Source organism: Tabrizicola fusiformis (assembly GCF_013328815.1).
Lineage (GTDB): Bacteria > Pseudomonadota > Alphaproteobacteria > Rhodobacterales > Rhodobacteraceae > Fuscibacter.
This window is the reverse complement of record NZ_JABUHN010000014.1, coordinates 47,541-74,424: the sequence shown is the minus strand read 5'-3', so window position 1 is coordinate 74,424 and position 26,884 is coordinate 47,541. Positions and strand designations below refer to the sequence as shown.

Annotated in this window: 28 protein-coding genes and 1 tRNA gene; 15 read left to right on the top strand and 14 right to left on the bottom strand. The window is 64.5% G+C overall.

What is annotated here, in order from left to right; translation table 11 throughout:
• Positions 1-220: 220 nt before the first annotated feature.
• From HS053_RS18495 to HS053_RS18470, 6 genes are read left to right on the top strand one after another with little or no spacing between them, the layout of a single operon-like run.
• Entirely contained in the window at positions 221-1,165 is a 945-nt protein-coding gene (locus tag HS053_RS18495; RefSeq protein WP_174212724.1) for a hydroxymethylglutaryl-CoA lyase, read from the top strand.
• 1 nt (position 1,166) lies between these two features.
• Positions 1,167-1,898 carry an enoyl-CoA hydratase/isomerase family protein gene (locus tag HS053_RS18490; protein ID WP_347233354.1) on the top strand — a complete coding sequence of 244 codons (732 nt, stop codon included), beginning with the start codon at positions 1,167-1,169 and terminating at the stop codon, positions 1,896-1,898.
• Positions 1,895-3,085, top strand: a complete 1,191-nt coding sequence (locus tag HS053_RS18485; RefSeq protein ID WP_174212722.1) for a CaiB/BaiF CoA transferase family protein — start codon at positions 1,895-1,897, stop codon at positions 3,083-3,085. Before HS053_RS18490 ends, HS053_RS18485 begins: the two co-directional genes overlap by 4 nt.
• Positions 3,082-3,852 (top strand): enoyl-CoA hydratase/isomerase family protein, encoded by a 771-nt coding sequence (locus HS053_RS18480; protein ID WP_347233353.1) that lies wholly within the window; start codon positions 3,082-3,084, stop codon positions 3,850-3,852. Before HS053_RS18485 ends, HS053_RS18480 begins: the two co-directional genes overlap by 4 nt.
• Positions 3,849-5,465 (top strand): AMP-binding protein, encoded by a 1,617-nt coding sequence (locus HS053_RS18475; protein WP_174212721.1) that lies wholly within the window; start codon positions 3,849-3,851, stop codon positions 5,463-5,465. Before HS053_RS18480 ends, HS053_RS18475 begins: the two co-directional genes overlap by 4 nt.
• Entirely contained in the window at positions 5,462-6,415 is a 954-nt protein-coding gene (locus tag HS053_RS18470; protein WP_174212720.1) for an NAD(P)H-dependent flavin oxidoreductase, read from the top strand. The genes HS053_RS18475 and HS053_RS18470 overlap by 4 nt, the downstream gene beginning before the upstream one ends.
• Here HS053_RS18470 and HS053_RS18465 read toward each other — a convergent pair.
• The 8 genes from HS053_RS18465 to HS053_RS18430 all read right to left on the bottom strand — a co-directional run bounded on the left by HS053_RS18465 (position 6,412) and on the right by HS053_RS18430 (position 15,053).
• Positions 6,412-6,957: a MarR family winged helix-turn-helix transcriptional regulator gene (locus HS053_RS18465; protein WP_174212719.1), complete on the bottom strand. Its 546-nt coding sequence runs from the start codon at positions 6,955-6,957 to the stop codon at positions 6,412-6,414. The genes HS053_RS18470 and HS053_RS18465 overlap by 4 nt on opposite strands.
• A 256-nt stretch (positions 6,958-7,213) precedes the next feature.
• Positions 7,214-8,239, bottom strand: a complete 1,026-nt coding sequence (locus HS053_RS18460; RefSeq protein ID WP_174212718.1) for an arginase family protein — start codon at positions 8,237-8,239, stop codon at positions 7,214-7,216.
• Positions 8,236-9,048, bottom strand: a complete 813-nt coding sequence (locus HS053_RS18455) for an ABC transporter permease (protein ID WP_174212717.1) — start codon at positions 9,046-9,048, stop codon at positions 8,236-8,238. Before HS053_RS18455 ends, HS053_RS18460 begins: the two co-directional genes overlap by 4 nt.
• A complete protein-coding gene (locus HS053_RS18450) occupies positions 9,048-9,962 on the bottom strand; it encodes an ABC transporter permease (protein WP_241699928.1) in 915 nt (304 codons plus the stop codon). The genes HS053_RS18455 and HS053_RS18450 overlap by 1 nt, the downstream gene beginning before the upstream one ends.
• Positions 9,959-11,017 carry an ABC transporter ATP-binding protein gene (locus HS053_RS18445; protein WP_174212716.1) on the bottom strand — a complete coding sequence of 353 codons (1,059 nt, stop codon included), beginning with the start codon at positions 11,015-11,017 and terminating at the stop codon, positions 9,959-9,961. Before HS053_RS18445 ends, HS053_RS18450 begins: the two co-directional genes overlap by 4 nt.
• Before the next feature lie 64 nt (positions 11,018-11,081).
• A complete protein-coding gene (locus tag HS053_RS18440) occupies positions 11,082-12,104 on the bottom strand; it encodes an ABC transporter substrate-binding protein (protein WP_174212715.1) in 1,023 nt (340 codons plus the stop codon).
• 68 nt (positions 12,105-12,172) lie between these two features.
• Positions 12,173-13,615 (bottom strand): NAD-dependent succinate-semialdehyde dehydrogenase, encoded by a 1,443-nt coding sequence (locus HS053_RS18435; protein WP_174212714.1) that lies wholly within the window; start codon positions 13,613-13,615, stop codon positions 12,173-12,175.
• 70 nt (positions 13,616-13,685) lie between these two features.
• A complete protein-coding gene (locus HS053_RS18430) occupies positions 13,686-15,053 on the bottom strand; it encodes an aminotransferase (RefSeq protein WP_174212713.1) in 1,368 nt (455 codons plus the stop codon).
• 103 nt (positions 15,054-15,156) lie between these two features.
• Here HS053_RS18430 and HS053_RS18425 point away from each other — a divergent pair, with 103 nt between their 5' ends.
• A complete protein-coding gene (locus HS053_RS18425; protein ID WP_174212712.1) occupies positions 15,157-16,059 on the top strand; it encodes a LysR substrate-binding domain-containing protein in 903 nt (300 codons plus the stop codon).
• A gap of 397 nt (positions 16,060-16,456) precedes the next feature.
• Here HS053_RS18425 and HS053_RS18420 read toward each other — a convergent pair whose 3' ends face one another.
• The 3 genes from HS053_RS18420 to HS053_RS18410 form a co-directional block, all read right to left on the bottom strand.
• Positions 16,457-16,639 (bottom strand): hypothetical protein, encoded by a 183-nt coding sequence (locus HS053_RS18420; protein ID WP_174212711.1) that lies wholly within the window; start codon positions 16,637-16,639, stop codon positions 16,457-16,459.
• A 222-nt stretch (positions 16,640-16,861) separates the two neighbouring features.
• Positions 16,862-17,590, bottom strand: coding sequence for a hypothetical protein (locus HS053_RS18415; protein ID WP_174212710.1), 729 nt, complete (start codon positions 17,588-17,590; stop codon positions 16,862-16,864).
• A gap of 547 nt (positions 17,591-18,137) precedes the next feature.
• Positions 18,138-18,227: transfer RNA gene (locus HS053_RS18410), tRNA-Ser, on the bottom strand.
• A 174-nt stretch (positions 18,228-18,401) separates the two neighbouring features.
• Between HS053_RS18410 and HS053_RS18405 the strand changes: the two genes are divergently transcribed.
• Positions 18,402-19,259: a DUF2059 domain-containing protein gene (locus tag HS053_RS18405; RefSeq protein WP_174212709.1), complete on the top strand. Its 858-nt coding sequence runs from the start codon at positions 18,402-18,404 to the stop codon at positions 19,257-19,259.
• A 2-nt stretch (positions 19,260-19,261) separates the two neighbouring features.
• On the opposite strand, the gene HS053_RS18400 is transcribed toward HS053_RS18405, so the two are convergent.
• A complete protein-coding gene (locus tag HS053_RS18400; RefSeq protein ID WP_174212708.1) occupies positions 19,262-19,789 on the bottom strand; it encodes a YbhB/YbcL family Raf kinase inhibitor-like protein in 528 nt (175 codons plus the stop codon).
• Positions 19,790-19,828: 39 nt separating this feature from the next.
• Positions 19,829-20,704, bottom strand: coding sequence for a helix-turn-helix transcriptional regulator (locus HS053_RS18395; protein WP_174212707.1), 876 nt, complete (start codon positions 20,702-20,704; stop codon positions 19,829-19,831).
• 225 nt (positions 20,705-20,929) lie between these two features.
• Here HS053_RS18395 and rplU point away from each other — a divergent pair, with 225 nt between their 5' ends.
• From rplU to HS053_RS18365, 6 genes are all read left to right on the top strand, one after another.
• Positions 20,930-21,319 carry a 50S ribosomal protein L21 gene (gene rplU / locus HS053_RS18390; protein WP_174212706.1) on the top strand — a complete coding sequence of 130 codons (390 nt, stop codon included), beginning with the start codon at positions 20,930-20,932 and terminating at the stop codon, positions 21,317-21,319.
• 13 nt (positions 21,320-21,332) lie between these two features.
• Positions 21,333-21,602 carry a 50S ribosomal protein L27 gene (gene rpmA, locus HS053_RS18385; protein WP_174212705.1) on the top strand — a complete coding sequence of 90 codons (270 nt, stop codon included), beginning with the start codon at positions 21,333-21,335 and terminating at the stop codon, positions 21,600-21,602.
• A 200-nt stretch (positions 21,603-21,802) separates the two neighbouring features.
• Complete coding sequence (locus tag HS053_RS18380) at positions 21,803-22,375, top strand: GNAT family N-acetyltransferase (RefSeq protein ID WP_174212704.1); 573 nt, start codon at positions 21,803-21,805, stop codon at positions 22,373-22,375.
• Between the two features lie 138 nt (positions 22,376-22,513).
• Positions 22,514-23,536 carry a GTPase ObgE gene (gene obgE / locus HS053_RS18375; protein ID WP_174212703.1) on the top strand — a complete coding sequence of 341 codons (1,023 nt, stop codon included), beginning with the start codon at positions 22,514-22,516 and terminating at the stop codon, positions 23,534-23,536.
• On the top strand, positions 23,536-24,651 hold the full coding sequence (gene proB, locus HS053_RS18370; protein WP_174212728.1) for a glutamate 5-kinase: 1,116 nt from the start codon (positions 23,536-23,538) through the stop codon (positions 24,649-24,651). The genes obgE and proB overlap by 1 nt, the downstream gene beginning before the upstream one ends.
• Positions 24,652-24,722: 71 nt before the next feature.
• Positions 24,723-25,982, top strand: coding sequence for a glutamate-5-semialdehyde dehydrogenase (locus HS053_RS18365; RefSeq protein ID WP_174212702.1), 1,260 nt, complete (start codon positions 24,723-24,725; stop codon positions 25,980-25,982).
• Positions 25,983-26,008: 26 nt separating this feature from the next.
• Here HS053_RS18365 and HS053_RS18360 read toward each other — a convergent pair whose 3' ends face one another.
• Positions 26,009-26,605: a histidine phosphotransferase family protein gene (locus HS053_RS18360; RefSeq protein WP_174212701.1), complete on the bottom strand. Its 597-nt coding sequence runs from the start codon at positions 26,603-26,605 to the stop codon at positions 26,009-26,011.
• A 28-nt stretch (positions 26,606-26,633) separates the two neighbouring features.
• Between HS053_RS18360 and HS053_RS18355 the strand changes: the two genes are divergently transcribed.
• Complete coding sequence (locus HS053_RS18355) at positions 26,634-26,807, top strand: DUF3553 domain-containing protein (protein WP_174212700.1); 174 nt, start codon at positions 26,634-26,636, stop codon at positions 26,805-26,807.
• Positions 26,808-26,884: the final 77 nt, after the last annotated feature.

Here is a 26,884-nt window from a genome sequence, read left to right as displayed (position 1 = left end):
ACGCTCGCTCATGATCCCTCCCCACAAGTCGGGAGCTTGAATCATGCCGCGAGCCGACACTCAAGTGAATTTATGGGTCCTGACCCTAGACACTCCATATCCCGGTTTTTCGCTGCATCGGGGCCGGGCCAGTTGGTCCGGCCGTCTTTTGCGGCGGCACTGGATTTTAGTTGACAGTAATTTCCACATAGTTGCTTATGTGAACTATATGGAGGCCATGATGACCGAGCGACTCACGATCTGCGAATGTTTCGCCCGCGATGGCCTTCAGCACGAAGACCATGTTCCTGATACGATGACCAAGGCGGCGCTGATCGACCTGTTCGCCGCCGCCGGTTTTGCGCGGATCGAGGCGACCAGCTACAGCCACCCCAAACAGGTTCCCGCCTTTGCTGATGCAGGTGATTTGCTGCGGCACATGCCGCGCCGCGCCGGCGTATGGTATAAGGCCACTTGTCCCAATCTGCGCGCCGTCGAACGGGCGCTGGCCGATCAGGCCGCGGGTTACGGCGTCAACGAAATCAGCCTGCTGGTCTCGGCCACCGAAAGCCATACCGCGCGCAACCTGCACAGCACGCGGGCCGAGCAATGGGCCCATGTCGCGCAGATGTCCGGGTTGGCGCGGGGAAAGTTTCGTCTGGTGGGGGTGATCTCCATGGCGCTGGGCTGTCCGTTCGAGGGCGAGGTCGATCCCGGCCGGGTGGTTGAGGATGCCGCCCGATTTGCCGACCTCGGGGCCAGCCTGCTGACCGTGGGCGACACGATCGGCAGCGCCTCGCCCGGGCGGGTGCGGCATCTGTTTTCCCGGCTTCTGGCAGAGGTTCCCGCCATCACGCCCGTCGCCCATTTTCACGATACGCGCGGTGCGGGCATCGCCAACTGCCTTGCCGCGCTTGAGGTCGGCTGCTGCAACTTCGACAGCGCGATGGGCGGGATCGGCGGCCATCCCCGCCAGATCGCCTATGGTCAGGGAGAGACGGGCAATGTCGCCACCGAAGACCTCGTTTCCCTGCTGGACCGCGAGGGGCTGTTTCATGGCATCGACCTGGACCGGATGATGGAAGCTTCGCGGGCCTGCGAGGCGGCCCTTGGCCGCAAGCTCAACAGCAAGGTGGCACGGGCAGGGCATCTGCCCCGGAACCTTCCCCAAACGGAGATTGCCTGACGTGACCGACACACTTGTTCTGACCGAAGACCGGGGGGCGGTGCGCATCCTGACGATGAACCGCCCCGACAAGCTGAACGCGCTGAACACCGCGCTGACACAAGCCATTGTCGATGCCTTTCTGGCCGCCGATGCCGCGCCGCAGGTGCGGGCGGTGGTTCTGGCCGGGGCGGGGCGTGGCTTTTGCGCCGGGGCCGATCTGGCAGAGTTCAAATACCTGACACCGGATCAGGCCGAAGCGGTGCAGCGCCGCGCCGATCTGACCTGCCGGGTTCAGATGGTGATGAGCCAGATTTCCAAACCCGTCGTCGCCGCGGTTCACGGCGCCGCAGTCGGCGGGGGGGCCGGTCTGGCCATTGGCTGCGACATGACCGTGGTCGGGCCGGATCTGAAATTCGGCTACCCCGAGGTCAGGCATTCCATCGTGCCCGCCTTGGTGATGACGGGTCTGGTGCGGGCCCTTGGCCGCAAGCAGGCGTTCGAGATGATCAGCCTTGGCCGGCTGATCGGCGCTGAAGAGGCGCTGCATCTGGGGCTGGTCAACCGGATCACCGATGATCCGCTGGCCGAGGCGCTGGCCATTGCCGAAGTCTGGGCCGCCGCCGAGCCGCGTGCCATCCGCGCCGCCAAGAGCCTGTTCTACCGTGTGGCCGAATTGCCGACCGAGGCCGCCATGCAGGTTGGCCGCGATGTCAACGCGATGATGCGCGCCTTTCGGGAGCCCAAGGCATGAGGCCCCTTGACGGCATCCGGGTGCTGGATTTCTCGCGCGTGTTGGCCGGCCCGATGGCGACGCAGATCCTTGCGGAATACGGGGCCGAGGTGACGAAGGTCGAACGGCCCGGCACCGGCGACGAAAGCCGCGCCTTCGAGCCGCAATTCGAAAACGGCCCTAGCGCCTATTACAGTGCCTTCAACCGCTCGAAACGGTCCATCGCGCTTGATCTGAAATCGGCAGAGGGGTGCAAACTGGCCTTCGATCTGGCGGCGCAGGCCGATGTGGTGGTGGAAAACTTTCTGCCTGGGGAAATGGCGAAATACGGGCTGGATTATGCCGCACTGTCGGCCGTCAATCCGGGGCTGGTCTATGTCTCGAATACCGGCTTTGGCCAGACCGGGCCCTATGCCGCCCGTAAGGGCTATGACACGATCTTTCAGGCGCTTTCGGGCGTGATAGACCTGACCGGGCATCCCGATGGCCCGCCCGCCAAGGTCGGGCTGCCCTTTGCCGATCTGACCTCTGGCCTGTGGATTGCCATTTCGGTCCTGACCGGGCTGATGGGCCGGGTGCAGTCGGGCAGGGGCACCCATGTGGACCTGTCGATGATGGATGTGCAGGTGAGCCTGCTGTCGCTGCCCGCCGCCCGCTACTTTGCCTTGGACGAGACGCCGACGCGCACCGGAACCGGGCATCTGGGGCGGGTGCCGTCCGCTGCTTATCGCTGCAAGGCGGGGGACTGGCTGTTCATCAGCGCCTCGGATCAGCATTGGCTGCCGCTTTGTGCGGTGCTGGGACTGACCGACCTGATGGCGGATGCCGAGCTGGCGAAAAACCGCAGCCGTGTCGCCCGTCGCGCCGAAGTCGAGGCCGCGCTGACCGGGGCGATCAGCCAGCGTGAGCGGGCAGAGTTGGCCGCTGCCCTGCGCGCGCAGGGCGTTCCGGCCGGCGAGGTGAACACTGTGCCGGAGATCCTGAATGATCCCCATACCCGCGCGCGCGACATGATCGGCCAGTTTGAGCAGCCCGGTCTTGGCCCCCTGCCGGGGTTGCGGACGCCGGCGCGCCTGTCTGCCTATGATCCCCCGCGTTTTGAGCCGCCGCCGGAACTGGGCCAGCACAGCCGCGCCATTCTTGCCGCAGAGCTGGGCCTTGACGATCAGACGATTGCGGAGCTGTTCCAGAAAGGAGCCGTGGCGTGACCGCCCCTCATGTTGCCCTGCGCCTGTCGGACCGCCGCGCGGATGTGATCCTGTCCCGCCCCGAGGCCCGCAATGCGGTGGACCTGCGGATGTGCGAGGAGCTGACCGCCGCCTTTGAAACCATCGCCACCCACCCCGGGATCGCGGTTGTCACTCTGTCTGCCGAGGGTCCGGTGTTCTGCGCCGGGGCCGATCTGAAAGAACGCCAGGGCCGGGATGAAAGCTGGGTCATGGCGCGCCGCCGTGCCGCGTTCCGGGCCTATGACACGATTGCCGCCTGCCCGGTGCCGGTGATCTGCGCCGTGCAGGGGCCGTTGGTCGGCTCGGGCGGTGAAATCGCCATGAGCTGCGATTTCATTCTGGCCTCTGCCACTGCGACCTTTCGCTTTCCCGAACCGCAATGGGGCACGGTCGGCGCCACGCAGCGGTTGCAGCGCGTGATCGGCGTGCCCCGCGCCAAGGAGCTGCTTTACACCGGGCGGACCCTGCCGGCGGATGAGGCGCTGACGCTCGGGCTTGTCGCCCGACTTGCCCCGCCCGAGGGTCTGGGCGCCCTGATGGAGGCCACCGTTGCCAGCATTCTGGCCGCGCCGCCGCTTGCCATGCGGCTGACCAAGCATTGCATCGATATGGGCCACCGTACCGATCTGGCCAGCGGCATCGCCATCGAGCTTGCCGCCATCGAACGCAACCTGCAACAAAGCGACTGGCAAGGCGGCGTGGCGCGGTTCGCCAGAACGGTCGGATCGGACAAGGCAGAACCATGATGATTGGCCCCCTTTGCCCGACGACCGTGCAGGATGCACTTGTCCGCGCCGCCACACTTGCCCCCGATCTTGAGGCGATTGTCGCGCCCGATGGCCGGATGACCTTTGGGGAGCTTGGCGTCGAGGTGGCCCGCGTGCGGGCCGCGCTGGCGTCGAGCGGCGTCAGGGCGGGCGATCATATCGGGATATGCCTTGGCAACGGCCTGCGGTTCCTGACCTTGTTTCTGGCGCTGGGAACGCTGGGAGCCGTCTCGGTGCCGATCAACACCCGGCTGCGCGCGGATGAAATCGCCTATGCCCTGCGTCAGTCGCGGGTGACGCAGCTTTTCACCGCCGACCGGCTGCTGTCTGCCGATTTCATCGGCCTGATCCGCCGGTTTGCCCCCGGGATTGATACCGGGTTGCCGGATGCGGCCCTGCCAGACCTGCATAGGGTCATCGTCGATGGGGGGGATGTGCCCGCGGCCTGCATCGGCTGGGACGGGTTCATGGCCAAGGCGGGCGCTGACCCCGGCCCGCAGGCAAAGCCGCAGGACATATTGTTGATCCAATATACCTCGGGCACCACGGCGCTGCCCAAAGGGGTCATGCTGCGCCAGCACGCCATGCTGACCAACGGCTATGTTTCGGGGCTGCGGATGGGGCTGCGGGCAGGCGATCGGTTTCATTCGGCCCGGCCGTTCTTTCATGTCGCGGGAACCACGCTGTCGATCCTGTCATGCCTGCAGAACCTGACCACCCTTGTCACCATGCAGCGCTTTGAACCGGCCGAAGCATTGCGGCTTATGGAGGCCGAGCGTTGCACCCATTTTTCGGGCAATGACACGATGGCGCTGATGCTGCTGAACCACCCTGACCGTGCCACGCGGCGGCTGTCCCTGCGCGGCGCCTGGGTTGCGGGGGCGGAAACCGCGTTGCGCCGGGTTGCCGCAGAGCTTGGCGCGCAAGAGGTGGTTTCGGGTTACGGCCTGTCCGAAGCGTCGCCCAATGTGGCGCAATCGTGCTGGTGGGAACCGTTGGAGCTGCGTGTCAGCGGCAAGATGCAGCCGCAGCCGGGGCTTGAGGTGGTGGTGGCCGATCCTGCCACGGGTGCGGCGCTTGCCATCGGTGACATCGGCGAAATCCGGGTGCGGGGCTGGTCCGTGATGGCCGGATACCATGACATGCCCGACCGCACCGCCGAGGCGCTGACGCCAGATGGCTGGCTGCTGACGGGCGATCTCGGGCGGCTTGATGCCGAAGGGCGGCTGGAGTTCATGGGCCGGTTGAAGAACATCGTCCGCGTGGGGGGCGAGAATGTCTCGCCCGAAGAGGTCGAGAACATCTTTCACCGTCACCCCGCCGTCAAACAGGCGCAGATCGTGGGCGTTCCCGATGACCGGCTGGTCGAGGTTTGCGCCGCCTTCGTGATCCTGAACGAAGGCGACTGCATCGCCCCCGAGGCGTTGTTGCTTTGGGCAAAGGACGAGATGGCCGGTTTCAAGGTGCCCCGCCATCTGTGGATCGTCGGCGATTTCGACGAAATCGGCATGACCGCCAGCGCCAAAGTGCAAAAGACCAAGCTGGCGGCCCATGCGCGCCATCTGCTGACTGCGGCAAAGGACATCGGATGAAAATCGAAACCTCTGTCACCCGCCTCTTGGGCATTGATCTGCCGATCCTTCAGGCGGGCATGTCCTGGGCCTCATCCAATGCGGCCTTGCCGCTGGCGGTCAGCCGTGCCGGGGGGCTGGGCGTGATCGCGGCCGGCCCGATGTATCCCGAAGCACTGGCCCGCGCGATTGACGATCTGCGGGCAGGCACCGACCGGCCCTTTGCCGTGAACATGCCGCTTTACCGCAAGGGGGCCGACGAGATCCTTGACCTGCTGGAGGCAAAGCGGGTGCCGGTGCTGATCGCCTCGCAGGGGGGGCCGGACAGGTATCTGACGCGGTTCAAGGCCATCGGCACGACTTGCCTGCATGTGGTGGCGGGCGAAGCCCATGCGCTCAAGGCCGCGGACAAGGGGGTGGACGGGCTGATCGTAGTGGGGGGTGAGGCGGGCGGTCACCCGCCCGAACAACTTGTCTCCACACTGGTTCTGACCCGCGCCGTGGTGCGGGCGCTGCGGGGGCGGCTGCCGGTGATCGCCTCGGGCGGGTTCGCCGACGGGGCCGGTCTGGCGGCTGCACTGGCGCTGGGGGCGGGGGCTGCGAATTTCGGCACCCGCTTCATGGCCACACCCGAGGCGGGCATCGCCGACAGCTACAAGCAGGCGGTGCTGGCTGCGGGCATCGCCGATACCCGCACCGTGGGGCGCGGCATGGGGATGATCCGCGCCATCGCAAACCCCTTCACCGAACGGATGGAGCGGCTGGAGCAGGCCGCCGCGCCCGAGGCAGACCGCCGCGCCGCCTTTGCGGCCGCGACGCTGAAAATGGCTGCGCTGGACGGCGATATCGCCGGGGGCAAGCTTGAGGCAGGGCAATCGGCCGGGCTGGTCGATCACCTGCTGCCCGCCGCCGAGATCGTGCGCGAAATCGCCCGCGACTATCTGGCGGTGGTGAACGGCCTGCCGCGCTAAAGCATCTCGGTTTCAAAGGCGGTTTCGGGCGGCGGCGGTTCGGTGCCGTCCTCATGGCCCTTTAGTTCTTTCAGATAGGCCAAAGACCCGATTGTCACCTTCTCGAGCAGCGCCATGAAGTGCAGCCTTTCGTCGTCGGACAATTCGCGCAGCATGGCGCGGTTGCGGTCGCGCGAAGCCTGCAACACATCTTGCACCCGCTGCTTGCCCTTGGGTGACAGATGCAGATGCACGCTGCGCTTGTCGCGGGGGTTGTCTTCGCGCTGAATCATGCCGTCGGCTTCCAGCGCCGAGACGGTCCGGCTCATCTGGCTTTTCTGGACACCGGCCCGCCGGGCCAGCACCTGCAACGTGGCGACACCCAGAAAATCCAGCACCGCCATGGCCCGCCAGTCCAGCGTGTTGATCCCGAATTCGGGCCGGATCGTCAGATGGGCGATGCGGCTGGAAACCCCGGCAAGCCGCTGAAGGTTATACGAGAAAAGATGCCGGATATCGCCATTTTCATCACCGATACCGTCCAGACGTGTGGTCTTGTTCATGGGATCATCCTGCCCGGTGCGCGCCGCAACCATATTGTTGCCACCGTAACCTAAGCGCAGCGTGCAGGAAAAGCCCTGTTCATGGGGCAGGGCGTATCAGGCAAGTCGGCCAGAGACGCCGAAAAAAGGCCGCATCGGACGCGCCGGGCCGTTCGATGTTGGGGGAAGGACCGCGCGTCAGACCGACCATGATCAGCCGGAGCATCTGCCGCTGCCGGTCCAGATTGGGCTGCCCGTGATTGCAGCCGCGCCTTTTTCACCCGGCCAGACCGCCAAGGAAAGCCGCCAGAAGACGGCCCAGATCGGGTGAGGGATAGCCGCCTTCCTGCACGACGATCGTCGGCAAGGGCAGCCGGCAGGCCGCGCCCAGCCGCGCGAAATCCTCGATGCGCAGACCCATGCAGGCGAAAGGATCACCGGCATAGGCATCAAGGCCCAAGGCGATCACCAGCACCTCGGTGCCATGGGCGCGGATGCGGGCGAGCGCAAGCTGCATCGCCTCGGCATAGGCGGCAAAGCCGCTGTGCAGCGGCAGCGGCAGGTTCAGGTTGGCACCCGCCCCCGCGCCGGTGCCGGTCTCGTCGGCATACCCGGCATGATAGGGATAAAGCCAAGCAGGATCGCCATGCAGCGACACCGTCAGCACGTCGGGGCGGCTGTAGAATATCTGCTGCGTGCCATTGCCGTGGTGGACATCCACATCCAGAACAGCCACCCGTGCACCTTGGGCCGCAGCGGCATTGGCAGCCAGCGCGGCATTGTTCAGATAGCAAAAACCGCCCGCCTGATCGGAATAGGCATGATGCCCCGGTGGCCGGCAGAGCGCATAGGCGGGCCCGCGCCCCGCTAGCGCCGCTTCGGCCGCCGCCAGTGCCGCCATGGCCGAGGCGCGGGCCGCCTCCCAGGTTCCCTCGACCAGAACCGAGCTGGAATCCGCCTGATAATAGCCGGCCCGACCCAGGAAATCCTCTGGCAGTCGGGTCATGTGCCGGCTGGTGTGAACGCTGGTGCGCAGTTCTGGCCCGGTGCCCGGCATGGCCTGCCATGTGGCAAAACCCTGTTCCAGAAATCCCAGATAGCCCGCGTCATGCTGGGCCGAAATCAGGTGGCCCAGTCGCGCCGCGTCAACATCCGGCATCGCAAGCGGAATGTTCAGTTCCTGTAACCCCTGTTGCAGCAGCTCAATTCGCGCGACCGTTTCGAAGGTGGGCCGCAACTCGCCTCCGGCGATCCGGTGCAGCGGTTTGTGCCGCGCGCTGTCGGGGTGATAATAGGCAATCATCGCTTGGCCTTGGGTTGCAGGATCATGAACACCGCCATGCCGATCACCACCATTCCGACCAAGAGCGAGGAAATCGCGGCCACCGTCGGATCAACCTGATCGCGGATGTTGGAAAACATCCGGCGGGCCAGCGTTTCGTTGCTGCCGCTGGCGATGAACAGGCCAACCACCACCTCGTCGAACGAGGTGATGAAGGCAAAGACCGCCCCCGAGAGGACCGAGATGCGGATTTGCGGCAAGGTCACCGTGAAGAAGGCGACAAGGCCGTTCGCCCCCAGACTTTGGGCGACCATATGCTGGGACATGTCATAGCTGGACAGGCCATTGCCGACGGCAATCACGACAAAGGGAATGGCCAGCATGGTATGGGCCAGCACAAGCCCCGTCAGCGTGCCGTTCAGGCCAAGGCGGCTGAACAGGAAGAACAGCCCGATCGCCACGAGGATTAGCGGCACCAGCATCGGCAACATGAACAGCCCCCGCAGCCCCTGCGAAAACACCGTGCTGCGCTGATGGATACCCCAGGCGGCGGCGGTGCCCAGAACCGTGGCGATCACTGTCGTCAGCCCCGCGGATTTGAGCGAGGTCAGCGTGGCCTGCCGCCATTCGGGCGAGCCCAGAAACGCTTGATACCAGCGCAGCGACAGGGACTTGGGCGGGAACTCCAGATAGGTGCCCCCCGAGAAGGACATCGGAATGACCAGAAGGCAGGGCACCACCAGAAACAGCGCGATCAGCGTGACAAGGGCATAAAGCCAAAGCCGCTGTCCGCGGGTGATCTGCGTGGGCGTGACCGGATCGGACAGCATCAGCGCCCCCTCTTTTCGATTTGGGCCAGCGCCATCCGCATACCCCCCAGAACAAAGGCGGTGCAAAGGACCAGCACCACGCCCAGCGACGAGGCCGCCCCCCAGTTGCCGTAAAGCGAGATGTTGTCGGAAATCTGCTGCGCCCACATGCTGACCCGGCCCCCGCCCAGCAGAACCGGGGTGACAAAGAACCCAAGGCACATCACGAACACCAGCGAGATGCCCGAGGCCAGACCGCTGAAGGTTTGCGGCAGGTAGACCTGCCGAAATCCCTGCGCCGGTGTGGCGCCGCAGTTTGCCGCAGCCAGCAAGAGTGCCGGATCAATCGCCTTCATCGAGGCGTAAAGCGGCAGGATCATGAAGGGCAGCATCACATGCACCATGCCGATGATGGTGCCCAGTTCGTTGTGGACCAGCGCCAGCGGTTCGGAAATCAACCCCAGATCCATCAGGGCCGCATTGATCAGCCCGGTGCGCTGCAACAGCACGAGCCAAGCATAGGTCCGCACCAGAACCGAGGTCCAGAACGGCAGCATCACGCACAGCATCAGCAGCATCGAAAGGCGCGGGCCTGATTGTGCCATCAGATAGGCAATCGGATAGGCCAAAACACCGCAGGCGATCGACACGACAAAGGCGATACGAAAGGTGGTCGTAAAGGTCCGCTGATAGATCGGGCGCAGCATCCGTTCGTAATTCTCAAGGCTGAGATTGCCCGCATTGTCAAAGGCGGACATCCAGAACAGCCAGGCCATGGGCAAGACCAGCACCAGCACCACGACAATCACTCCCGGCAGGGACAACAGGGCAAAGCCGATACCCTCTTGCCGCGCGGCCCGGCGCAGTAGCGGTGCGTTGATCCCTTCGGGCCTTGTCGCCCGGCCCGAGGGCATCCTGTCTGCCAGCCCCGTCATGCCGCATCCTCGATCAGGATGGTGTTGGCCGGCGCCAGCCAGAACGAGATGGTCTGCCCCGGCTCGGGCACAAGGCCGCCGGCGGCATGGGGATTGTAGCGCAAGGCGATCTGCGATTTTCCGGGCAGCTCAAGGTTCAGGAAATAACTGTCGCCCTGATAGATCACCTCTGTCGCGGTGGCGTCCACGCGGTTGCCGCCGCCTTCCGGTTCCCGCCAGGCCAGCTTTTCCGGCCGCACCAGCAAAAGCGGCGTCCCATGCCCGCTCCAGCGTTCCCGCAGGGCCAGCGGCCGGCCGAAAAGCCGGGTTGCCCCGCCCGAAACCTCGACCGGAAGAAAGGACGACTCGCCGATGAACTCGGCCACGAAACGGTTGACGGGGTGGTCGTAAAGGCGGCTGGGCGTATCGCATTGCACGATCTGGCCGTGGTTCAGCACGGCAATGCGGTCGGACATGGTCAACGCCTCGCGCTGATCATGGGTGACATAGACCGTTGTGGTGCCCAGCTTGTCGTGCAGGCGCTTCAGTTCGATCTGCATGTGTTCGCGCAGGTTCTTGTCCAGCGCCGAAAGCGGCTCGTCCATCAGCAGGATCGCAGGTTCGAACACGATTGCGCGCGCCAGTGCCACCCGCTGCCGCTGCCCCCCCGAAAGCGCCTGAATAGGGCGGTCGGCCAGATGGCCCATCTTCACCGTTTCCAGCGCGGTCGCCACACGGCGGGCAATCTCGGCCTTGGGCACCCTGCGCAGCGTGAGGGGATAGGCCACGTTGCGCGCGACCGACATATGCGGAAACAGCGCATAGTTCTGGAAGACCATCCCCAGATTGCGCCGATGGGGCGGCAGGGTCAGAAACTCCTGCCCATCCACCCGGATCGAGCCGCTGTCGGGCCGGATGAACCCCGCCAGCACGTTCAGAAGCGTCGTCTTGCCCGAGCCGGAAGGGCCAAGGAGGGTCACGAACTCGCCGGGCGCAATATCAAGGCTTACATGGTCAAGGGCTTGATATGTCCCGTAGGATTTGCTGATCTCGCGGATCGCAACTTCGCCTTGCATCGGCGTGCCTCCCGAATGGGCGTTGAGTCATGGGGCCGCGCGCTGGCACGGCCCCGTCGTCCGGTTACTGTCCGATCAGGACGCGGTATTCTTCAACCATGTCGGCCATATTGTCGGCCCACCAGTCGAAATCCAGCGCAACCTGCTTGGCGGCATTCTCGGGCGTTGCATTCGATTCCGCCAGCGCTTCCGGCGAGACCTTGGCCAGAGCATAGGCATCCACATTGGTCGGGCTGTAATAGGGCATCAGTTCCGGGATGCGTGCCTGCAAGGCCGGGGAAACCGACTGACCCACGAATTTCTCGGCCAGTTCCAGTTTATTGGTGCCTTTCAGAATGGCAAGGCAGCCGGTGCCCAGCACGGCATCCTGATAGGTAAACTCAACCGGCGCGCCATTCTTGATCACGCCCACCACGCGGCTGGACCAGATCGCCTCCATGTCCACTTCGCCATCGGCAAGCAATTGCGCCGATTGTGCGCCGGTGGTCCACCAGACGCTGATCTCCGGCTTGATCTTTTCCAGCGAGGCCAGCGCGCGGGCATAATCCAGAGGATACATCGCATCCTTGGCCACGCCATCGGCCATGCTGGCGATTTCGAACATTTCCTGCGGATAGACGCTCAGGGCACGGCGGCCGGGGAAATCGGTGGTGTTCCAGAAATCAGCCCAGTTCGTGGGGTGCTTGTCGCCATACTTGTCTTTGCGCCAGGCCAGCACCACCGAATAGGAGTTGATGCCAACCCAATTGTCGGCCTTCTGCCCGGCGGGAACCCCGGCGGCGTCGATCACATTGTAATCCAGCGGCTCGAACAGTCCCTCGCGCGCACCGGCGGCGCAGTCTTCGGCGCCAAGGTGAACAACGTCCCAGCCGGGATTGCCGGACTGCACCTGCACCCGGATGGCGCCCAGACCGTCATGCGACTGCTGCAACAGTGTGGCGCCAAGCGCCTCGGCCGCAGGGGTCCAGAGCGTCTTGGCAAGGTCTTCCTGCACATTGCCGCCAAAGCCGGCAACGATGATGTCTTCGGCCAGAACGGCGCCGGAAAGCAGGCCGGTCAGCGCGGTAGAAAGAAGGATGGTTTTCATGGTCAGCCCCGTTGTGAGTGGTTGATGTCGGCTTTTCGCTCTGTTTTTCGTGGGCAGGCGGGCCTCCATCAGGAGGCGCCGCCAAGGCCGAGAGTGCTGGTGAACTTGGTCGTGACGAAGGCTTCCATGCCTTCGATGCCGCCTTCGCTGCCGTAACCGCTGTCTTTCATGCCGCCAAAGGGCGTCTCGGGTGCGGCGATCCCGAAATGGTTGATGGAAACCATGCCGCTTTCCAGCTCGGTCGAAAGGGTCTCTGCCGTGGCAAAGCTGCGGGTAAAGGCAAAGGCGGCCAGGCCGAAAGGCAGGGCATTGGCCTTGGCAATCGCCTGATCCAGCGATGAGAAGGCGGTGACCGGCGCGATGGGGCCAAAAGGTTCTTCCACCATCAGCGCGGCATCTTCGGGCACATCGGTCAGAACCGTCGGCTCAAAGAAATTCCCCTCATTGCCCCGGCGCCGCCCGCCGGTTTGCAGCCTGGCGCCGCGGTCGGTCGCATCGGCAACAAACCGCTCCATCGCTGTCAGACGGCGGGGGTTGGCCAGCGGGCCCATGGTGACCCCCTCTTCGAACCCCTGCCCAAGCTTGATGGCCTTCGCCGCCGCGACAAGGCCGGTGACAAAGCCCTCATAGCGCGACTCATGCACATAAAACCGCGAGGGGGCGGCGCAGACCTGACCGGCATTGCGGTATTTCAGCATTGCAGCCAGTTTGACTGCAGACCCCAGATCGGCATCTTCGCAGACGATAAAGGGCGAATGTCCGCCAAGCTCCAGCGTGGCACGCTTGACGTGACGGGCCGCGATTTCACCCAGATGCTTGCCGATCGGCACCGAACCTGTGAAGGAAATCATGCGGATGCCGGGATGCGGGATCAGGTGTTCCGAAATCTGTGCCGGTTGGCCAAAGACCAGATTGACCACCCCCGCCGGAACCCCCGCATCGGCAAAGCAGCGCACCAGCTCGACGCAGGAATAGGGGGTTTCCTCGGGGCATTTCACGACGATGGTGCAGCCGGCCCCCAAAGCGCCGGCGATCTTGCGCACCGCCTGGCTGACCGGGAAGTTCCACGGGGAAAACCCTGCGACGGGGCCGATGGCCTCTTTACGCGCGATCTGAAGCACGCCGGGCGCACGCGCCGGGATCACCCGGCCATAAAGCCGCCGGCCCTCTTCGGCCGCCCAGTCGATGTGGTCGGCAGAGCCGATCACCTCGCCCTTGGCTTCGGCCAGGGGTTTGCCCTGTTCGGCCACCATCAGGCGGGCGATCGGTTCGGCGCGCTCACGCAGCAACTGTGCCGCCCGGCGCAGAATGGCGGAACGGTCATAGGCGGCCATGCGCGACCACCCCCGGAAAGCCAGTGCCGCCGCCTCGGCCGCCCGGTCCAGATCTTCAGTCCGCGCATGGGTGACCCGGCCCGCCTCGCGGCCTGTGGCCGGATTGGCAACCACCGCCGTGTCACGGCCTTGCGACGCCCATTCGCCGGCGATGTAAAGGGGGGCGGCTTCGGTCATGGCGGTCTCCGGTTTCATATGTTGCATTCAGTAACAAAGTAGATGACTTTGTCAACTATTTGATCGACCATCACATGATCCCCAGATCATCGGCCACGCGGTCCAGCGCCGTGGCAAAACGCTTGCCGATGGCCGCGATCTGGTCGGGCGACACGATCAGCGGCGGTGCGATGGCAATGGCCGAGCCGAGGGCACGGCAAACCAGCCCCTCGGCAAATGCCGCGTCCTGCACCTTGGCCGGAACGGCGCGTGCGGCATCGTAGGGCGCGCGCGTTACCTTGTCGGCAACGATCTCGACACCCCACATCAGACCGGCCCCCCGCAGTTCGCCCACCAGCGGATGATCCCGCAATGGCGCCAGAACCGCCTCCATCAAGGTGCCCTTGGCGGCGACGCCGGCGATCACCCCGTCTTCTTCGTAGATGCGCAGCGCCTCGTTGGCGACGGCGCAGGCCACCGGATGGGCGCCATAGGTATAGCCATGGCCGAACACCCCGATCTTTTCGGATTGCGCCACCATCGAGGCATAGATCGGTTCGGAAAGCAGGATGGCAGACAGCGGCATATAGGCGGCGGTCAACGCCTTGGCGCAGGTGATCATATCGGGCTGCAACCCGAAGGTTTGGCTGCCCCACCAGTTGCCGGTGCGGCCGAACCCGGTGATGACCTCATCCGCGACCAGAAGAACCTCGTGCTTTTTCAGCACTTTCTGAATCTTCTCGAAATAGCCCTTCGGCGGCATCACCGCCCCGCCCGTGCCCATCGCCGGTTCGGCAAAGAAAGCGGCGACGGTTTCCGGGCCCTCGGCAAGGATCAGCGCATCAAGCTCATCTGCCAGACGGGTCGAGAATTGCTCTTCCGTCTCGCCGGGGCGACCCTCGCGGTAGAAATGCGGGCAGGTCACATGCAGGAAGTTCGGCAACGGCAAGTGGAAGTCACGATGCAGATGCGGCAGCCCGGTGATCGAGGCCGAGGCGATCGACGTGCCGTGATAGCCCCGCATCCGACCAATGATCTTGCGCTTTTCCGGGCGGCCCTGCGCGGCAAAATGATACCAGGCGAGCTTGACGGCCGTGTCATTCGCCTCGGAACCGGAGCTTTGGAACAGCACCTTCGACATCGGCACCGGCGCGAGTTCCAGCAGCTTTTCCGCCAGCAGGATGCCCGGCTCGGTCGAACGGTGGGCAAAATTCTGATAATAGGGCAGCGTTGACATCTGTCGGGTCGCCGCTTCGACAAGCCGCTTCTCGCTCAGACCCAGCGCGGTACACCACAGACCCGACATGCCCTCGATATAGACCTTGCCATTGGCGTCACGGATTTCCGCGCCATTGCCTTCGGCGATGATGACCGGGCCGACACGCTCGTGCAGTGCAAGGTTGGTCTGCGGGTGCAACTGGCTGGCAATGTCGCGGTCACGCAGCGAATTTGAAAGCATGATCTGGTCCTTCCATGGGTCTGTCTGCATGGTGACCGCGAAAGCGATTGATAAACAATTCCGCATTTTCTAAGATCAGTGCGAAGCTGAGGTTTTTAATTCCATGCTCGATCGTGATGTTTTCAAAGGCTTGGCCGAGTTTCTGGCCGTTGCGCGCAGCAAGAGCTTTCGCAAGGCGGCCGACGGTCTTGGGGTCAGCGCGGTTGCCGTCGGCGCCACGATCCGGCATCTGGAAGAGCGGCTCGAGGCCAAGCTTTTCCACCGCACGACCCGCCGGGTGGAACTGACCCCGGCCGGTTTCATGTTATTGGAGCGGATCGGCCCGCTGGCCGGCACTCTGACTGAGACATTGCAGGCCATCCACGATCAGGCGGCAGAGCTGGGCGGAACCCTGCGCATCTGCGTCCAGACGCTGGCGCTTGATCCGGTGCTGGACCCCGCACTGATCATCTTTGCCGAGCGTTACCCGGGCGTGACGGTGGATGTCGAAATCCGTGAGGGGCGGACCGATCTGCTCGCCAACGGCTTTGATCTGGGCATCCGTCTTGGCGAGTATATCGAGGATGACATGGTTGCCATGCGCATTCCGCTGCCGGTGCATTGGCGGATCGTCGGCAGCCGCAGCTATCTTGACAGGTTCGGGCGCCCCGAAGTGCCAAAGGATGTCATGGCGCATCGCTGTATCCGCCGCCGCTGGCCCGGGCAGGATCAGCACTATCGCTGGGAGTTTTCGGTCAATCACCGCATCGTTCTGGTGGACCCGCCGGGACGGCTGACCGTCTCGTCCTTTGCGACGGCGATGCGGCTGGTCGCGGCCGGCAACGGGCTGTGTTACCTGACGCGCGAGATGTTTTCCGATCTTGCGCGCCACGCCGATGTGGAAGAAGTGCTGACGGGCTATATGCCGCCGCCCAATTTCCTTTATACCTATTTCAGCCCGGCAAGCCGCGAAAACCGCCGCATCCGCGCGTTTGTAGACTGCATCCGGGAACTGCGCAGCCCCTGAACCCAAGGACCCAACGCCCAGCCCGCCATCCGGCAGGCCAAAAGCAAAAAGGCCAGCCTTCCGGCCAGCCCAGTGAGTTTATGGCCGACGGAGAGGGATTTTAATTTTTCGAAAAGATGCTGAAAAACAAAGGTTTTTTCAGTTTTTAGCGCAAAAGTGGTAGTGGGCCCGGGTGGCGTGTTTTGTGCCACGCCACCTTGGGCCAGACGTGATGCGCGGCGCCAGCCCCGATTTCCGCAGAGTTCCAGACCCATGGGTTGGGCGCCCCGGTCGCATAGGTGAGGGTGCGGGCCAGCGTCTTTCTGATGGAAGTGGCCGGAGAGCCGCCGTTGATGTCGGGAACGCCGGAGCTGTGAAGCGCCTGAATGCTGACCGAGGCAGTTGCGCGAATCCCGATTCAGTAGACATTCCCGGCCACGAGGCTCAGAGAGGTGATGCTGGCGGTCTTGGCGCCCGTGCTGTCGGTCGCAATGTTGCCGCTTTCGGCCAGAAGGGTCGTTGGCCTGCCATTCGCGTCCGAGGCATAGATCACCGACTTGACGTTGTTTCCGGCGCTGGCCGAAGCAACGCTGATGGCCACGCCATCTACCGTCACATCTTTGGCGGGACAGAACGCATAAGGAAACGCAAAAAGAGAAGGTCGAATGGAACGCCCATCGTTTTATTCGACTTGTCTTTCGCGGCCGGTGGCTGGCGGCACTCGAAGAGTTGCCCGGGGCCGCCCGCAAGTCACTCATGCAGGAGGTTGAGGGTATGCCGAATCGCTTCGACTAAAAAAGATCAATCTTCCAAGAACTAGAAATTAGAACTTCGGCCACTGAAAGGTCACCTTATCCTTATCTATGGCAATCAGACGGGCGCGCAGGTCCACCTTCTCATTTTGTATGAGCCCAGCCCAGCCGATAGTCGTTGGAATGGACTGTGTCGTTACACGTTGATTTTGTGAGAAAGCTCTCGCACTGAACTCAGAGATAAAGATCGTATCCAAATCATCGTCCAAATGATGCTTCATGTCGTGCAAATTACTGGCAACGCAGGCGACGATATCATCTCCAAAAGCCAAGGTTTCATCGAGCCGGGGAATATACCCCTGATGAACAACTCGGTTTCTAAAGCTCCGCGATGCTTCGCTCAACAGTTTTGGCGCGGAACCGAAGTAGTTCAACCAGAGCATCACGAACGCGCCAAGCTGTCTTTCAGATTGCTTGGCCATATATTTCCAACCAGCATCCAAGGCCGCTCGGTCTACGCCCTTGTAAAGTGATACCTGATTAATGCAGAATCCATAAAAATTTTCCATGCAGGATGCGAACGAATTAACGGCCTCGCGCGGGTAACCGTCGGCCAGTGCGTTCATTCCTAACTCAAACAGAATTTCATGCTTTGGCTCCTGAATGATCGTGAGGGTCTGGTGCCCATTCGAACATGTCATCTCGAAGAATCGTTCGTCATTAACGGTCACCACAAGTGGTCGGAAGTTGGGTAGTCCGTTTTCACGCAGACAGTCCAAACAGTATATTCCAACTTTCATTTACCCCCCCTCAAGTCACTTGCTTTCGCCACGGTAGCCCGGCGCTTGGATATTGTCACCGCCTGAACCTCTTCGACGCAGCGCACACCGTCCCACCGGGCGGGGGGTTTGGGCCGCTTCGCCGAACTTTACAAGGCCTGCTTCATGCGCGTCGCTGCTGTTCATTCGGGACGCAGCGAACCTCCGCTCCCCGCCCAAACCGACTTCAATGACGAGTTCGGCCCAACCCTGCCGCCTATGCTCAAGCCAAAGAGCCGAGTGCCGCTCAGACCGGCATGAAGCATCATCATGCCGGTGATACCGGCAAGCTGCTTCCGGGCCTCCGTGCGCTCCTTCGCGCTCTCCCCATTGATGACCTGATGGGTAGGGTGGAGCCCCGGAGCATGATCATGGCCCCGACAAGAATGTTCACAGCGCAAGAGGGGCGGCGCGCAAAGTGGTAGCGGAATCGGTAGCAAAAATGGCTGATTTTCTAGTGGGCTCAGCCGAGAAAGCGCAAAATCCCCTTTGAAGCAAGGGTCGCGGTCTTGGCTTGTTGTCTATGAAATGGCGGAGAGACAGGGATTCGAACCCTGGGTCGGCGCAAACCGACAACGGTTTTCGAGACCGCCGCATTCGACCACTCTGCCACCTCTCCGCGGTAGGGATCGTGGCGGGGATTTAGCGGGCGCGCGGGGCGCTTGCAACCCCCCTTTCACGCGATTTTCACGCGAACTTCATGCCGGGATTGCACAAGCGGCGGCAGCGGGCGCTTGGCAAGACGGCGCGCAGGGCATAGCTCTGGTCTGCAAGGTCTGAAAAGGGGGGCTTCATGGGTCTGCGCGTGGTCGGGTTGTCTGTCGCACTGGCGCTTGCCATGGCTCCGGTGGTGGGGCGCACCGAAACGGCGCCGCTGGCCGTTCCGGCGCCCGCTTCGGCGCAGGCGTTGTCGGATGCGCTGCTGATCGGCGATGTGATGGCGGTTCTGCGCGAAGAGGGGCTGGCCAATGCCACCGAACTCGCCGCGGATTTCCCCTCGGGGGCCAATCCGGGGTGGAAGGCCACGGTCGAGGCGATTTATGCGCCCGAGGCGATGCGCGCCACGTTCGATGCGGCGCTGGCCAAAGAGCTTGCCGCTTCGCCCGCGGCGGTCGAGGCGGCGGTGGCGTTCTTTGCATCGGAAGGCGGGCAGAAGGCGCTGCGGCTTGAGATCGAGGCGCGGCGGGCCCTGCTGGATCCGGCCACCGAAGCAGCGGCCAAGGAGCGTTGGGCGGAAATGGATGCGGCGGACACCCCGCGCGCCGCGGCCCTGCACCGCTTTGCCGAGGTCAATGCGCTGATCGAATCCAATGTGATGGGGGCGCTGAACGCCAATCTTGCCTTTTTCCGCGGCATGGCCGAGGCGGGCGGCCCCTTGGGCGAGATGACCGAGGAGGACATGCTCTCGATGGTCTGGGGCAGCGAGGCCGAGGTGCGCGCCAGCACCACCGATTGGCTGATGCCCTTCCTTGCCATGGCCTATGGGCCGCTGAGTGACGGCGAGCTGGAAGCCTATATCGCCTTTTCCGATATCCCCGAGGGGCAGCGGGTGAACACGGCGGTCTTTGCCGCGTTCGACGCGCTGTTTCTGGACATCAGCCGCCGCCTTGGCCGGGCGGCGGGGCGGGAAATGATCGGGCAGGATATCTGACGCTACCGCCCGAAGGGCACGGTCAGGGTGGTGCTTTCCAGGGCGCTGCCGCGCAGCATGTAACTGAGCATGGCCGGCATCACCTCGGGGTCAAGGCCAAGGGTCGCGGGCAGGGCGTATAGCGTGATGGTATAGGCATGGGCGCCGCCACCCTCGGGCGGGCAGGCGCCGCCAAACCCGGGGGCGCCGAAATCGGTGCGGCTTTCGATGCTGCCTTCGGGCATGGCATGGGCGCTGGCGCCTTCGGGCAGGCTGGTGGTGTCGGCGGGCAGATTGAAGGCCGCCCAGTGCCACCAGCCCGAGCCGGTGGGTGCATCGGGGTCATGCATCATCAGGGCGAAGCTCGCGGTGCCCTCGGGCGCGCCCGACCATTCCAGCGCGGGCGACAGGTTGCCCCCTGTGCAGCCGAAACCGTTCAGCACCTGATCGGCGGTGAAGGCGCCATTGGCATCGAGGCTGGGCGAAGTCAGGGTCATTTCGGCAAGGGCGGGGCTGGCAGCAAGCAGCAGGCAGAGGGCAGGGCGGATCATCTTTGTCTCCATCAGAACGATGAAGGCAGGTTAGCGGGCCTATGGCGCCCTTGCGGCTGCGCGGCGCGCAGATTTGGCCCCGTTCCGATCATCCGGGCGTTCCACAAGCCGGATTTCATGCGGCGCAAGGCCAAAGCGGGCGCGAAACCGCATGGCGAACTGCTGGGGCGAGGCATAGCCCGATTCTTCCGCCACCCGCGCCACGGCAAAATCCGTGGTCTGCAACAGCCCCAGCGCATGGGTCAGCCGCGTGTCGCGCAAGAGATCGGCAAAGCCCGCGCCCTCGGCGGCAAGGTGGCGGCGCAGGGTCGCCTCGCTCATCGCCATCAGGCTGGCGGCGGCGGGGGCAGACCATGCGGCGGCGGGATCGGCGGCGATGCGGGCGCGCAGCCGTTCGGACAGGCGGGGTGGCGCCTCGGGCGGCAGAAGCGCGCCGTCGAGGGCCAGCCAGAGGATCAGCTCTTCCAGCCGCAGGGCGAGGATGTCGGGCGGCAGCGCGGTTGGCGCAAAGAATGTCGTCAGCAGCCCGCGCGCCTCGGGCGGCAGCGCCGGCAGAAGCTGCGGTTGCGCGGTGCGGGGGCGGGCAAGGTCGGGGCGGCGGGCAAGCGCGCGTTCGACCAGCGGGCGGGGCAGGGGCAGGGCCTGCGCCTCATACCGGCCGGCGGCATCGGGGATGTTGCAGATGGTCAGGGCCAGCCCCTCGGGCAGCAGCACAAAGGAACCGGCGGGCACCGACAGGCTGCGCCCGGCCCCCTGCACCTCCTTGACACCGGCCACGACGCCGATCAGGGCAGGCATCGGCGAAACAAGCCGGTGCAGCCGGGCCTTGCGCGCCTGCCGGACGATCTGTCCGGGCAGGGCCTGCGGCGGTTCGGCAGTTGGGGTGGCAAGGGCTGGGCTGGCAAGATCACGCATGGACCCAGCCTAGCCCCCGTCGGGGCGCCCGCGCAACGGGGCGCAGGGGTTCTTGACAGCGCGGGGCGATTCCCGGATAAGCGCGCATCCCGGAAGACCTCTGAGTCTGTCCGGGGTATTTTATTGCAATGACGCCCCACGGGGCGCGCTGTCCGAAGGCGGGGCTTGCCCCCGAAACGCCGCCAAGCGGGGCCGAAGGATGCGGAGACACGGAAGGGAAGACCCATGTTTGCGGTCCTGAAGACCGGCGGCAAGCAATACAAGGTGCAGAGCGGCGACGTTCTGCGCGTGGAAAAGCTTGATGCCGTCGCTGGCGAAAAGATCCAGTTCAACGAAATCCTGATGGTGGGCGGCGATGCCGTGACCGTCGGTGCGCCGCTGGTCGCGGGTGCGGCCGTGCAGGCCGAGGTCATCGACCAGATCAAGGGCGAAAAGACGATCCACTTCGTCAAGCGCCGCCGCAAGCACTCGTCGCAGCGCACCAAGGGCCACCGTCAGCACCTGACGCTGGTTCGCGTGACCGAGGTTCTCGCCTCGGGTGCCGAAGCTTCGGGCGTCAAGGCTGCCACCGGCACCGCCGACGCGCGCCGTGCTGCCCACGAAACCGCGAAGTAAGGAGTAATCTCCCATGGCACACAAGAAAGCAGGCGGCTCCTCCCGCAACGGCCGCGACAGCGCGGGCCGTCGTCTGGGCGTCAAGCTGTTCGGCGGCCAGGCCGCCATTCCGGGCAACATCATCGTGCGTCAGCGCGGCACCACCTGGTTCCCGGGCAATGGCGTCGGCATGGGCACCGATCACACGATCTTTGCCACCGTCGAAGGCCGCGTGACCTTCAAGAAGGGCCTCAAGGGCCGCACCTTCATTTCGGTGCTGCCAGTTGCAGAGGCTGCCGAGTAAGCCGGACCTTTACAATCGCATTGTAAGAAGGGGATCGGCGGAACCGCCGGTCCCTTTTCCGTTTCCGGCGCCGCCATCCGATCACGTTTCCGCCAGCAGGGTCTTGGCGGAGGTCTGGACAGGGGCCACCTCGGGGTGAGGGGCCTCGGGGAGTTCTCCGGGTCATGCGGCCTGGACATGCGCTTCGAAGGAGGGAAGCCATGACGCTTGACATCACCGGCGCCGCAGCGGGCGCCGTCAGGGCGCCGGTCGCGGGCGCGGGGCAGGAGATTGCCGCGGGCCGCTTTGTGCTGCGCCCGTTGCGCCGTTCCGACGCGGGGCTGTGCGGCATGTATGCCGGGGACCGGCGCGTCGCCGAAGGCACGCGGTCGATTCCGCATCCTCTGCCGCCGGGGGCGGTTGAAGCCTTCATCGCCCGCGCCATGGCCGGCACCGGCGAGACGGTCTGGGCGATGGATGGGGCGGGCACCGGATTGTCTGAGCTTCTGGGGATCATCAGCCTGAAACCGATGGACCGTGGCCAGTCGGAAATCGGCTATTGGGTGGCGCCGGCGCTGTGGAACACCGGCATCGCCTCCGAGGCGGTGCGGGCGCTGGTCGCGGCCAATCCGCTTGGCAACCGGACGATCTTTGCCGAGGTGTTTCAGGACAATGCCGGATCGGCCCGGGTGTTGAGCCATGCCGGTTTTGAATATCTGGGCGATGCCGAAACCTATTCGGTGGCGCGCGCAGCCCGGGTGCCGACCTGGACCTATATCCGCCGTCTGGACTGAGCCGACCGGCGCCCCGGGGGTTTCCCACCCCCGGACCCCCCGCGGAGTATTTCAGAAGGTGCAACTGCATGGGTTGCCCTTGAGACTTGAGCCTTTGTCCACTATCGCCTGTTGTGACCCCTATCGAAAGCCCGCGCCATGAAGTTCCTTGACCTTGCCAAAGTCTACATCCGCTCGGGTGGCGGCGGGGCGGGCTGCGTTTCCTTCCGGCGCGAGAAATTCGTCGAATTCGGCGGGCCGGATGGTGGCGACGGCGGCCATGGCGGCTCGGTTTGGGCCGAGGCGGTGGACGGGCTGAACACCCTCATCGACTATCGCTATCAGCAGCATTTCTTCGCCAAGTCGGGCCAGCCGGGCATGGGCAGCCAGCGCACCGGCAAATCGGGCGACGATATCGTGATGAAGGTGCCGCTGGGCACCGAGATTCTGGACGAGGACGAGGAAACCGTTCTGGCCGACCTGACGGTGCCGGGCCAGCGGGTGCTGTTGGCCAAGGGCGGCAATGGCGGCTGGGGCAACCTGCAATTCAAATCGGCCACCAACCGCGCGCCCGCCCGGGCCAATCCGGGTCAGGAAGGGGTGGAGCGCACCATCTGGCTGCGGCTGAAGCTGATCGCGGATGCCGGTCTCTTGGGGCTGCCGAATGCTGGGAAATCGACCTTCCTTGCGGCGGTGTCGAACGCCCGGCCGAAGATTGCGGATTACCCGTTCACGACGCTGGTGCCGAATCTGGGCGTGGTGGGGATCGACGGCAAGGAATTCGTCATGGCCGACATTCCCGGGCTGATCGAAGGCGCCAGCGAGGGGCGCGGTCTGGGCATCCAGTTCCTTGCCCATGTCGAGCGGTGCAAGGTGCTGTTGCATCTGGTGGATGGCACCTCTTCCACCATCACCAAGGATTACCGCACCATCGTACATGAGCTTGAAGCCTATTCCGACGTGCTGGGCGACAAGCCGCGGATTCTGGCGCTGAACAAGGTCGATGCCATGGATGCCAAGCAGATCAGCGACCGCCGCCGCGCATTGGAAAAGGCCAGCGGCGGGCCGGTGCATGTGATTTCCGGCGTGGCCGGGCGCGGGTTGCAGGACGTGCTGCGCGCGATCTACGCCACCATTGAGGGCGAGGCCCCGCAAGTGGAGGCCGGACCGTGGCAGCCCTGATGCCCTTGGTTGCGCCCGATATTCGGGCAGCGAAACGGCTGGTCATCAAGATCGGCTCGGCCCTGCTGGTGGACCGCGCAAGCGGGCTGCGGCAGGGCTGGCTTTCGGCGCTGGCCATGGATGTGGCCGAAGCCAAGGTGCGCGGCGCCGATGTGGTGTTGGTTTCTTCCGGCTCGATCGCGCTGGGGCGCAAGGTGCTGGGTCTGGGCGATGGTGCGCTGACGCTGGAACAGTCGCAGGCCGCTGCGGCGGTGGGGCAAATCCGGCTGGCGCGGGCCTATGAAGAGGTGCTGGCACCGCATGGCATTACCACGGCGCAGGTTCTGGTGACGCTGGAGGATACCGAGGACCGCCGCCGCTACCTCAACAGCCGCGCCACGATGGAAACGCTGCTGGGCCTTGGCGTTGTGCCCATCGTGAACGAGAATGACACGGTGGCGACCGACGAAATCCGCTTTGGCGACAACGACCGTCTGGCGGCGCAGATTGCGGTGACGGTGGGGGCGGATCAGCTTTTGCTGCTGTCGGATGTCGATGGCTTCTACTCCGCCAACCCCAAGGAAGACCCGGACGCGGTGCGGTTCGATCTGGTGCAGAAGATCACGCCCGAGATCGAGGCGATGGCGGGCGATCCGATTTCGGGCCTGTCCAAGGGCGGCATGAAGACCAAGCTGCTGGCGGCAAAAACCGCCGTGGCCGGGGGCTGCGCCATGGCAATCATGGAGGGCAGCACGCTGCGCCCGCTGAAAGCGCTGGCCGAGGGGGCGAACCGGACCTGGTTCCTCGCCAAGGGCGACCCGCAGGCGGCGCGCAAACGCTGGATCAACGCGATGAAGCCGCGCGGCGAATTGCGGCTGGACGCGGGGGCGGTGACGGCGCTGAAAGCGGGCAAAAGCCTGCTTCCGGCTGGTGTGACCGCCGTCTCTGGCAGCTTTGGCCGCGGCGACCCGGTGGCGATCCTGTCGCCGGCGGGGGAAGTGCTGGGCAAGGGGCTGGTGCGCTATACCGTGGCCGAGGCCCGCGCGATTGCCGGGCACCGCTCGGGCGAGATCGAGGCGATCTTGGGCTATCAGGGCCGGGCGGCGCTGGTGCATCGGGACGATATGGTGATTTAGCGCAAAAATCTTGAAAGATTTTTGCAAATTTCTTCGAAGAAACTTGCGGCGCGCAGGGGGAGACGGCGGCGATGGATGGGCAAATCTCGGATCTGATGCGCGAGATCGGCGCCAAGGCGCGGGCGGCGGCAGAGGAGCTTGCCTATGCCTCGCAAGAGCGGAAATATGCCGCCCTGATCAGCGCCGCACATTTCGTCTGGGAGCGGCGGGGCGAAATCCTTGATGCCAACTGCCTTGACCTCGACTACGGCGCTGAAAAGGGTCTGTCGCCCGCGATGATGGACCGGCTGAAGCTGGACGAGAACCGCATTCGCGGCATCGTCGCCGGGCTGCGGTCGGTCGCGGAACAGCGCGATCCGGTGGGGCGGGTGCTGGCGGAATGGGACATGCCCTCGGGCCTGCATATCCAGCGGGTGGCGACGCCCTTGGGCGTGGTCGGCGTCATCTATGAAAGCCGCCCGAACGTGACGGCGGATGCCGGGGCGCTGTGCCTCAAGGCGGGCAATGCGGTGATCCTGCGCGGCGGGTCGGAGAGTTTCCACACCTCCGAAGTGATCCATGATTGCATGGTGCAGGGTCTGCGCGAGGCGCGGCTGCCCGACGCGGCCATCCAGCTGATCCCCACGCGCGACCGGGCGATGGTTTCGGCCATGCTGACGGCGGTGGACCATATCGACGTGATCGTGCCGCGCGGTGGCAAGGGCCTTGTCGGGCTGGTTCAGCGCGAGGCGCGGGTGCCGGTCTTTGCGCATCTGGAAGGCATCTGCCACGTCTATGCCGACCGCGAGGCCGATCTGGAAAAGGCGCGCCGGGTGGTGCTGAATGCCAAGACCCGCCGCACCGGGATTTGTGGTGCCGCCGAATGCCTGCTGATCGACTGGCGGTTTTATACCCAGCATGGCGGCGTTCTGATCGAAGACCTGATCAAGGCCGGGGTCGAGGTGCGCACCGAGGGCGAACTGCTGAAGATTCCCGGTACTGTCCGCGCCGCGCCCGAGGATTTCGGGCGTGAGTTTCTGGACATGATCATTGCCGCCAAACTGGTGGACGGTGTGGACGAGGCGATTGCCCATATCCGCAAATACGGCAGCCAGCATACCGAAGCGATCCTGACCGAGAATGCCGAGACGGCTGCGAAATTCTTTCAGCGGCTCGATTCGGCAATCCTGCTGCACAATGCCTCGACCCAGTTTGCCGATGGCGGCGAGTTCGGCATGGGCGGCGAGATCGGGATTGCCACGGGCAAGCTTCATGCGCGGGGTCCGGTCGGGGCCGAGCAGCTTTGCAGCTTCAAATATCTGGTGACCGGCGACGGCACGGTGCGGAGCTGATCCGCCCGCCCGGGACCGCCGCATCGTCAGAAGGCAAAGCGGATACCTGCCGCATCCACCTCGACCGTGAGGCGGCGGTGCTGGCGGGCGCATTCCTCGGGCACCAGAAGGAAATGCACCTGCGCGGGGCCGATTTCGGCGCTGGCACTGGGGTTCGACAGCACCTCCCACAGGGCGGGGTCAACGCGCAACCGGCCCGCCTCGCCGGTCAGGGTCCAGCGGGTCTCGCTGCGTTCCACCCGGATGCGGCCGCCATGGGACATCGCGGTTTCGAGGCAGAGGATCAGCAGGAAGGCCAGCTTCACCTCGCGCCGGGGCAGGTCGGCGGGGCTTTGCCAGTCGATCCCAACACGGCCGCCGCGGGTCATCTCGGCCAGAACGCCGGCAACCTCGCCCCGGCCGATCCGCTGATCGCCGCCCGAAGCACCGAAGGCCACGCGAAAGAATTTTATCCGTGCATTGGCATGAGACACGCTTTCCGAAATCAGCGCCATTTCCGGGCTTTGGCGGCTGCCATCCAGCATCAGAAGTTCAACCCCGTTGCCGATGGCGCCGATCGGGCTGATAAGATCGTGGCAGATGCGCGAGCCGAGCAGCGCCGCGAGATCGGGTTTGTCCTGCAAGGGCTGTCCTTTGCTTTAGGAGGTCGGAATGCTGTCGATACTGGAGCCGGGAATGCTGGTGCGCCATCCTGACCGCCCCGACTGGGGGCTGGGGCAGGTGCAATCCAACATCAACGGCAAGGTGACCGTGAACTTTGAACATGCCGGCAAGGTGGTGATCGACGCCCGGCAGGTGCCGCTTCTGCCGGACTTTTCCAGTTGAGCCAGTATGGGTTAAGGAAAGCTTAACGCAACTTCAGATTGCGAGAGCTACTGGGGCGCGGTGGCGCGCTGTTGCAA

What these genes read in the sequence shown, in the direction of transcription:
- HS053_RS18475 (WP_174212721.1), top strand. Translation starts at nt 3,849, where the DNA reads ATGATGATTGGCCCCCTTTGCCCGACGACCGTGCAGGATGCACTTGTC.
- HS053_RS18435 (WP_174212714.1), bottom strand. Translation starts at nt 13,615, where the DNA reads ATGACCGAAGCCGCCCCCCTTTACATCGCCGGCGAATGGGCGTCGCAA.
- HS053_RS18400 (WP_174212708.1), bottom strand. Translation starts at nt 19,789, where the DNA reads ATGATCCGCCCTGCCCTCTGCCTGCTGCTTGCTGCCAGCCCCGCCCTT.
- HS053_RS18460 (WP_174212718.1), bottom strand. Translation starts at nt 8,239, where the DNA reads ATGATTGCCTATTATCACCCCGACAGCGCGCGGCACAAACCGCTGCAC.
- HS053_RS18430 (WP_174212713.1), bottom strand. Translation starts at nt 15,053, where the DNA reads ATGCTTTCAAATTCGCTGCGTGACCGCGACATTGCCAGCCAGTTGCAC.
- HS053_RS18485 (WP_174212722.1), top strand. Translation starts at nt 1,895, where the DNA reads ATGAGGCCCCTTGACGGCATCCGGGTGCTGGATTTCTCGCGCGTGTTG.
- HS053_RS18355 (WP_174212700.1), top strand. Translation starts at nt 26,634, where the DNA reads ATGCTGTCGATACTGGAGCCGGGAATGCTGGTGCGCCATCCTGACCGC.
- HS053_RS18445 (WP_174212716.1), bottom strand. Translation starts at nt 11,017, where the DNA reads ATGCAAGGCGAAGTTGCGATCCGCGAGATCAGCAAATCCTACGGGACA.
- rpmA (WP_174212705.1), top strand. Translation starts at nt 21,333, where the DNA reads ATGGCACACAAGAAAGCAGGCGGCTCCTCCCGCAACGGCCGCGACAGC.
- HS053_RS18395 (WP_174212707.1), bottom strand. Translation starts at nt 20,704, where the DNA reads ATGCGTGATCTTGCCAGCCCAGCCCTTGCCACCCCAACTGCCGAACCG.
- HS053_RS18465 (WP_174212719.1), bottom strand. Translation starts at nt 6,957, where the DNA reads ATGAACAAGACCACACGTCTGGACGGTATCGGTGATGAAAATGGCGAT.
- obgE (WP_174212703.1), top strand. Translation starts at nt 22,514, where the DNA reads ATGAAGTTCCTTGACCTTGCCAAAGTCTACATCCGCTCGGGTGGCGGC.
- proB (WP_174212728.1), top strand. Translation starts at nt 23,536, where the DNA reads ATGCCCTTGGTTGCGCCCGATATTCGGGCAGCGAAACGGCTGGTCATC.
- HS053_RS18440 (WP_174212715.1), bottom strand. Translation starts at nt 12,104, where the DNA reads ATGAAAACCATCCTTCTTTCTACCGCGCTGACCGGCCTGCTTTCCGGC.
- rplU (WP_174212706.1), top strand. Translation starts at nt 20,930, where the DNA reads ATGTTTGCGGTCCTGAAGACCGGCGGCAAGCAATACAAGGTGCAGAGC.
- HS053_RS18450 (WP_241699928.1), bottom strand. Translation starts at nt 9,962, where the DNA reads ATGACGGGGCTGGCAGACAGGATGCCCTCGGGCCGGGCGACAAGGCCC.
- HS053_RS18365 (WP_174212702.1), top strand. Translation starts at nt 24,723, where the DNA reads ATGGATGGGCAAATCTCGGATCTGATGCGCGAGATCGGCGCCAAGGCG.
- HS053_RS18425 (WP_174212712.1), top strand. Translation starts at nt 15,157, where the DNA reads ATGCTCGATCGTGATGTTTTCAAAGGCTTGGCCGAGTTTCTGGCCGTT.
- HS053_RS18380 (WP_174212704.1), top strand. Translation starts at nt 21,803, where the DNA reads ATGACGCTTGACATCACCGGCGCCGCAGCGGGCGCCGTCAGGGCGCCG.
- HS053_RS18470 (WP_174212720.1), top strand. Translation starts at nt 5,462, where the DNA reads ATGAAAATCGAAACCTCTGTCACCCGCCTCTTGGGCATTGATCTGCCG.
- HS053_RS18405 (WP_174212709.1), top strand. Translation starts at nt 18,402, where the DNA reads ATGGGTCTGCGCGTGGTCGGGTTGTCTGTCGCACTGGCGCTTGCCATG.
- HS053_RS18415 (WP_174212710.1), bottom strand. Translation starts at nt 17,590, where the DNA reads ATGAAAGTTGGAATATACTGTTTGGACTGTCTGCGTGAAAACGGACTA.
- HS053_RS18455 (WP_174212717.1), bottom strand. Translation starts at nt 9,048, where the DNA reads ATGCTGTCCGATCCGGTCACGCCCACGCAGATCACCCGCGGACAGCGG.
- HS053_RS18495 (WP_174212724.1), top strand. Translation starts at nt 221, where the DNA reads ATGACCGAGCGACTCACGATCTGCGAATGTTTCGCCCGCGATGGCCTT.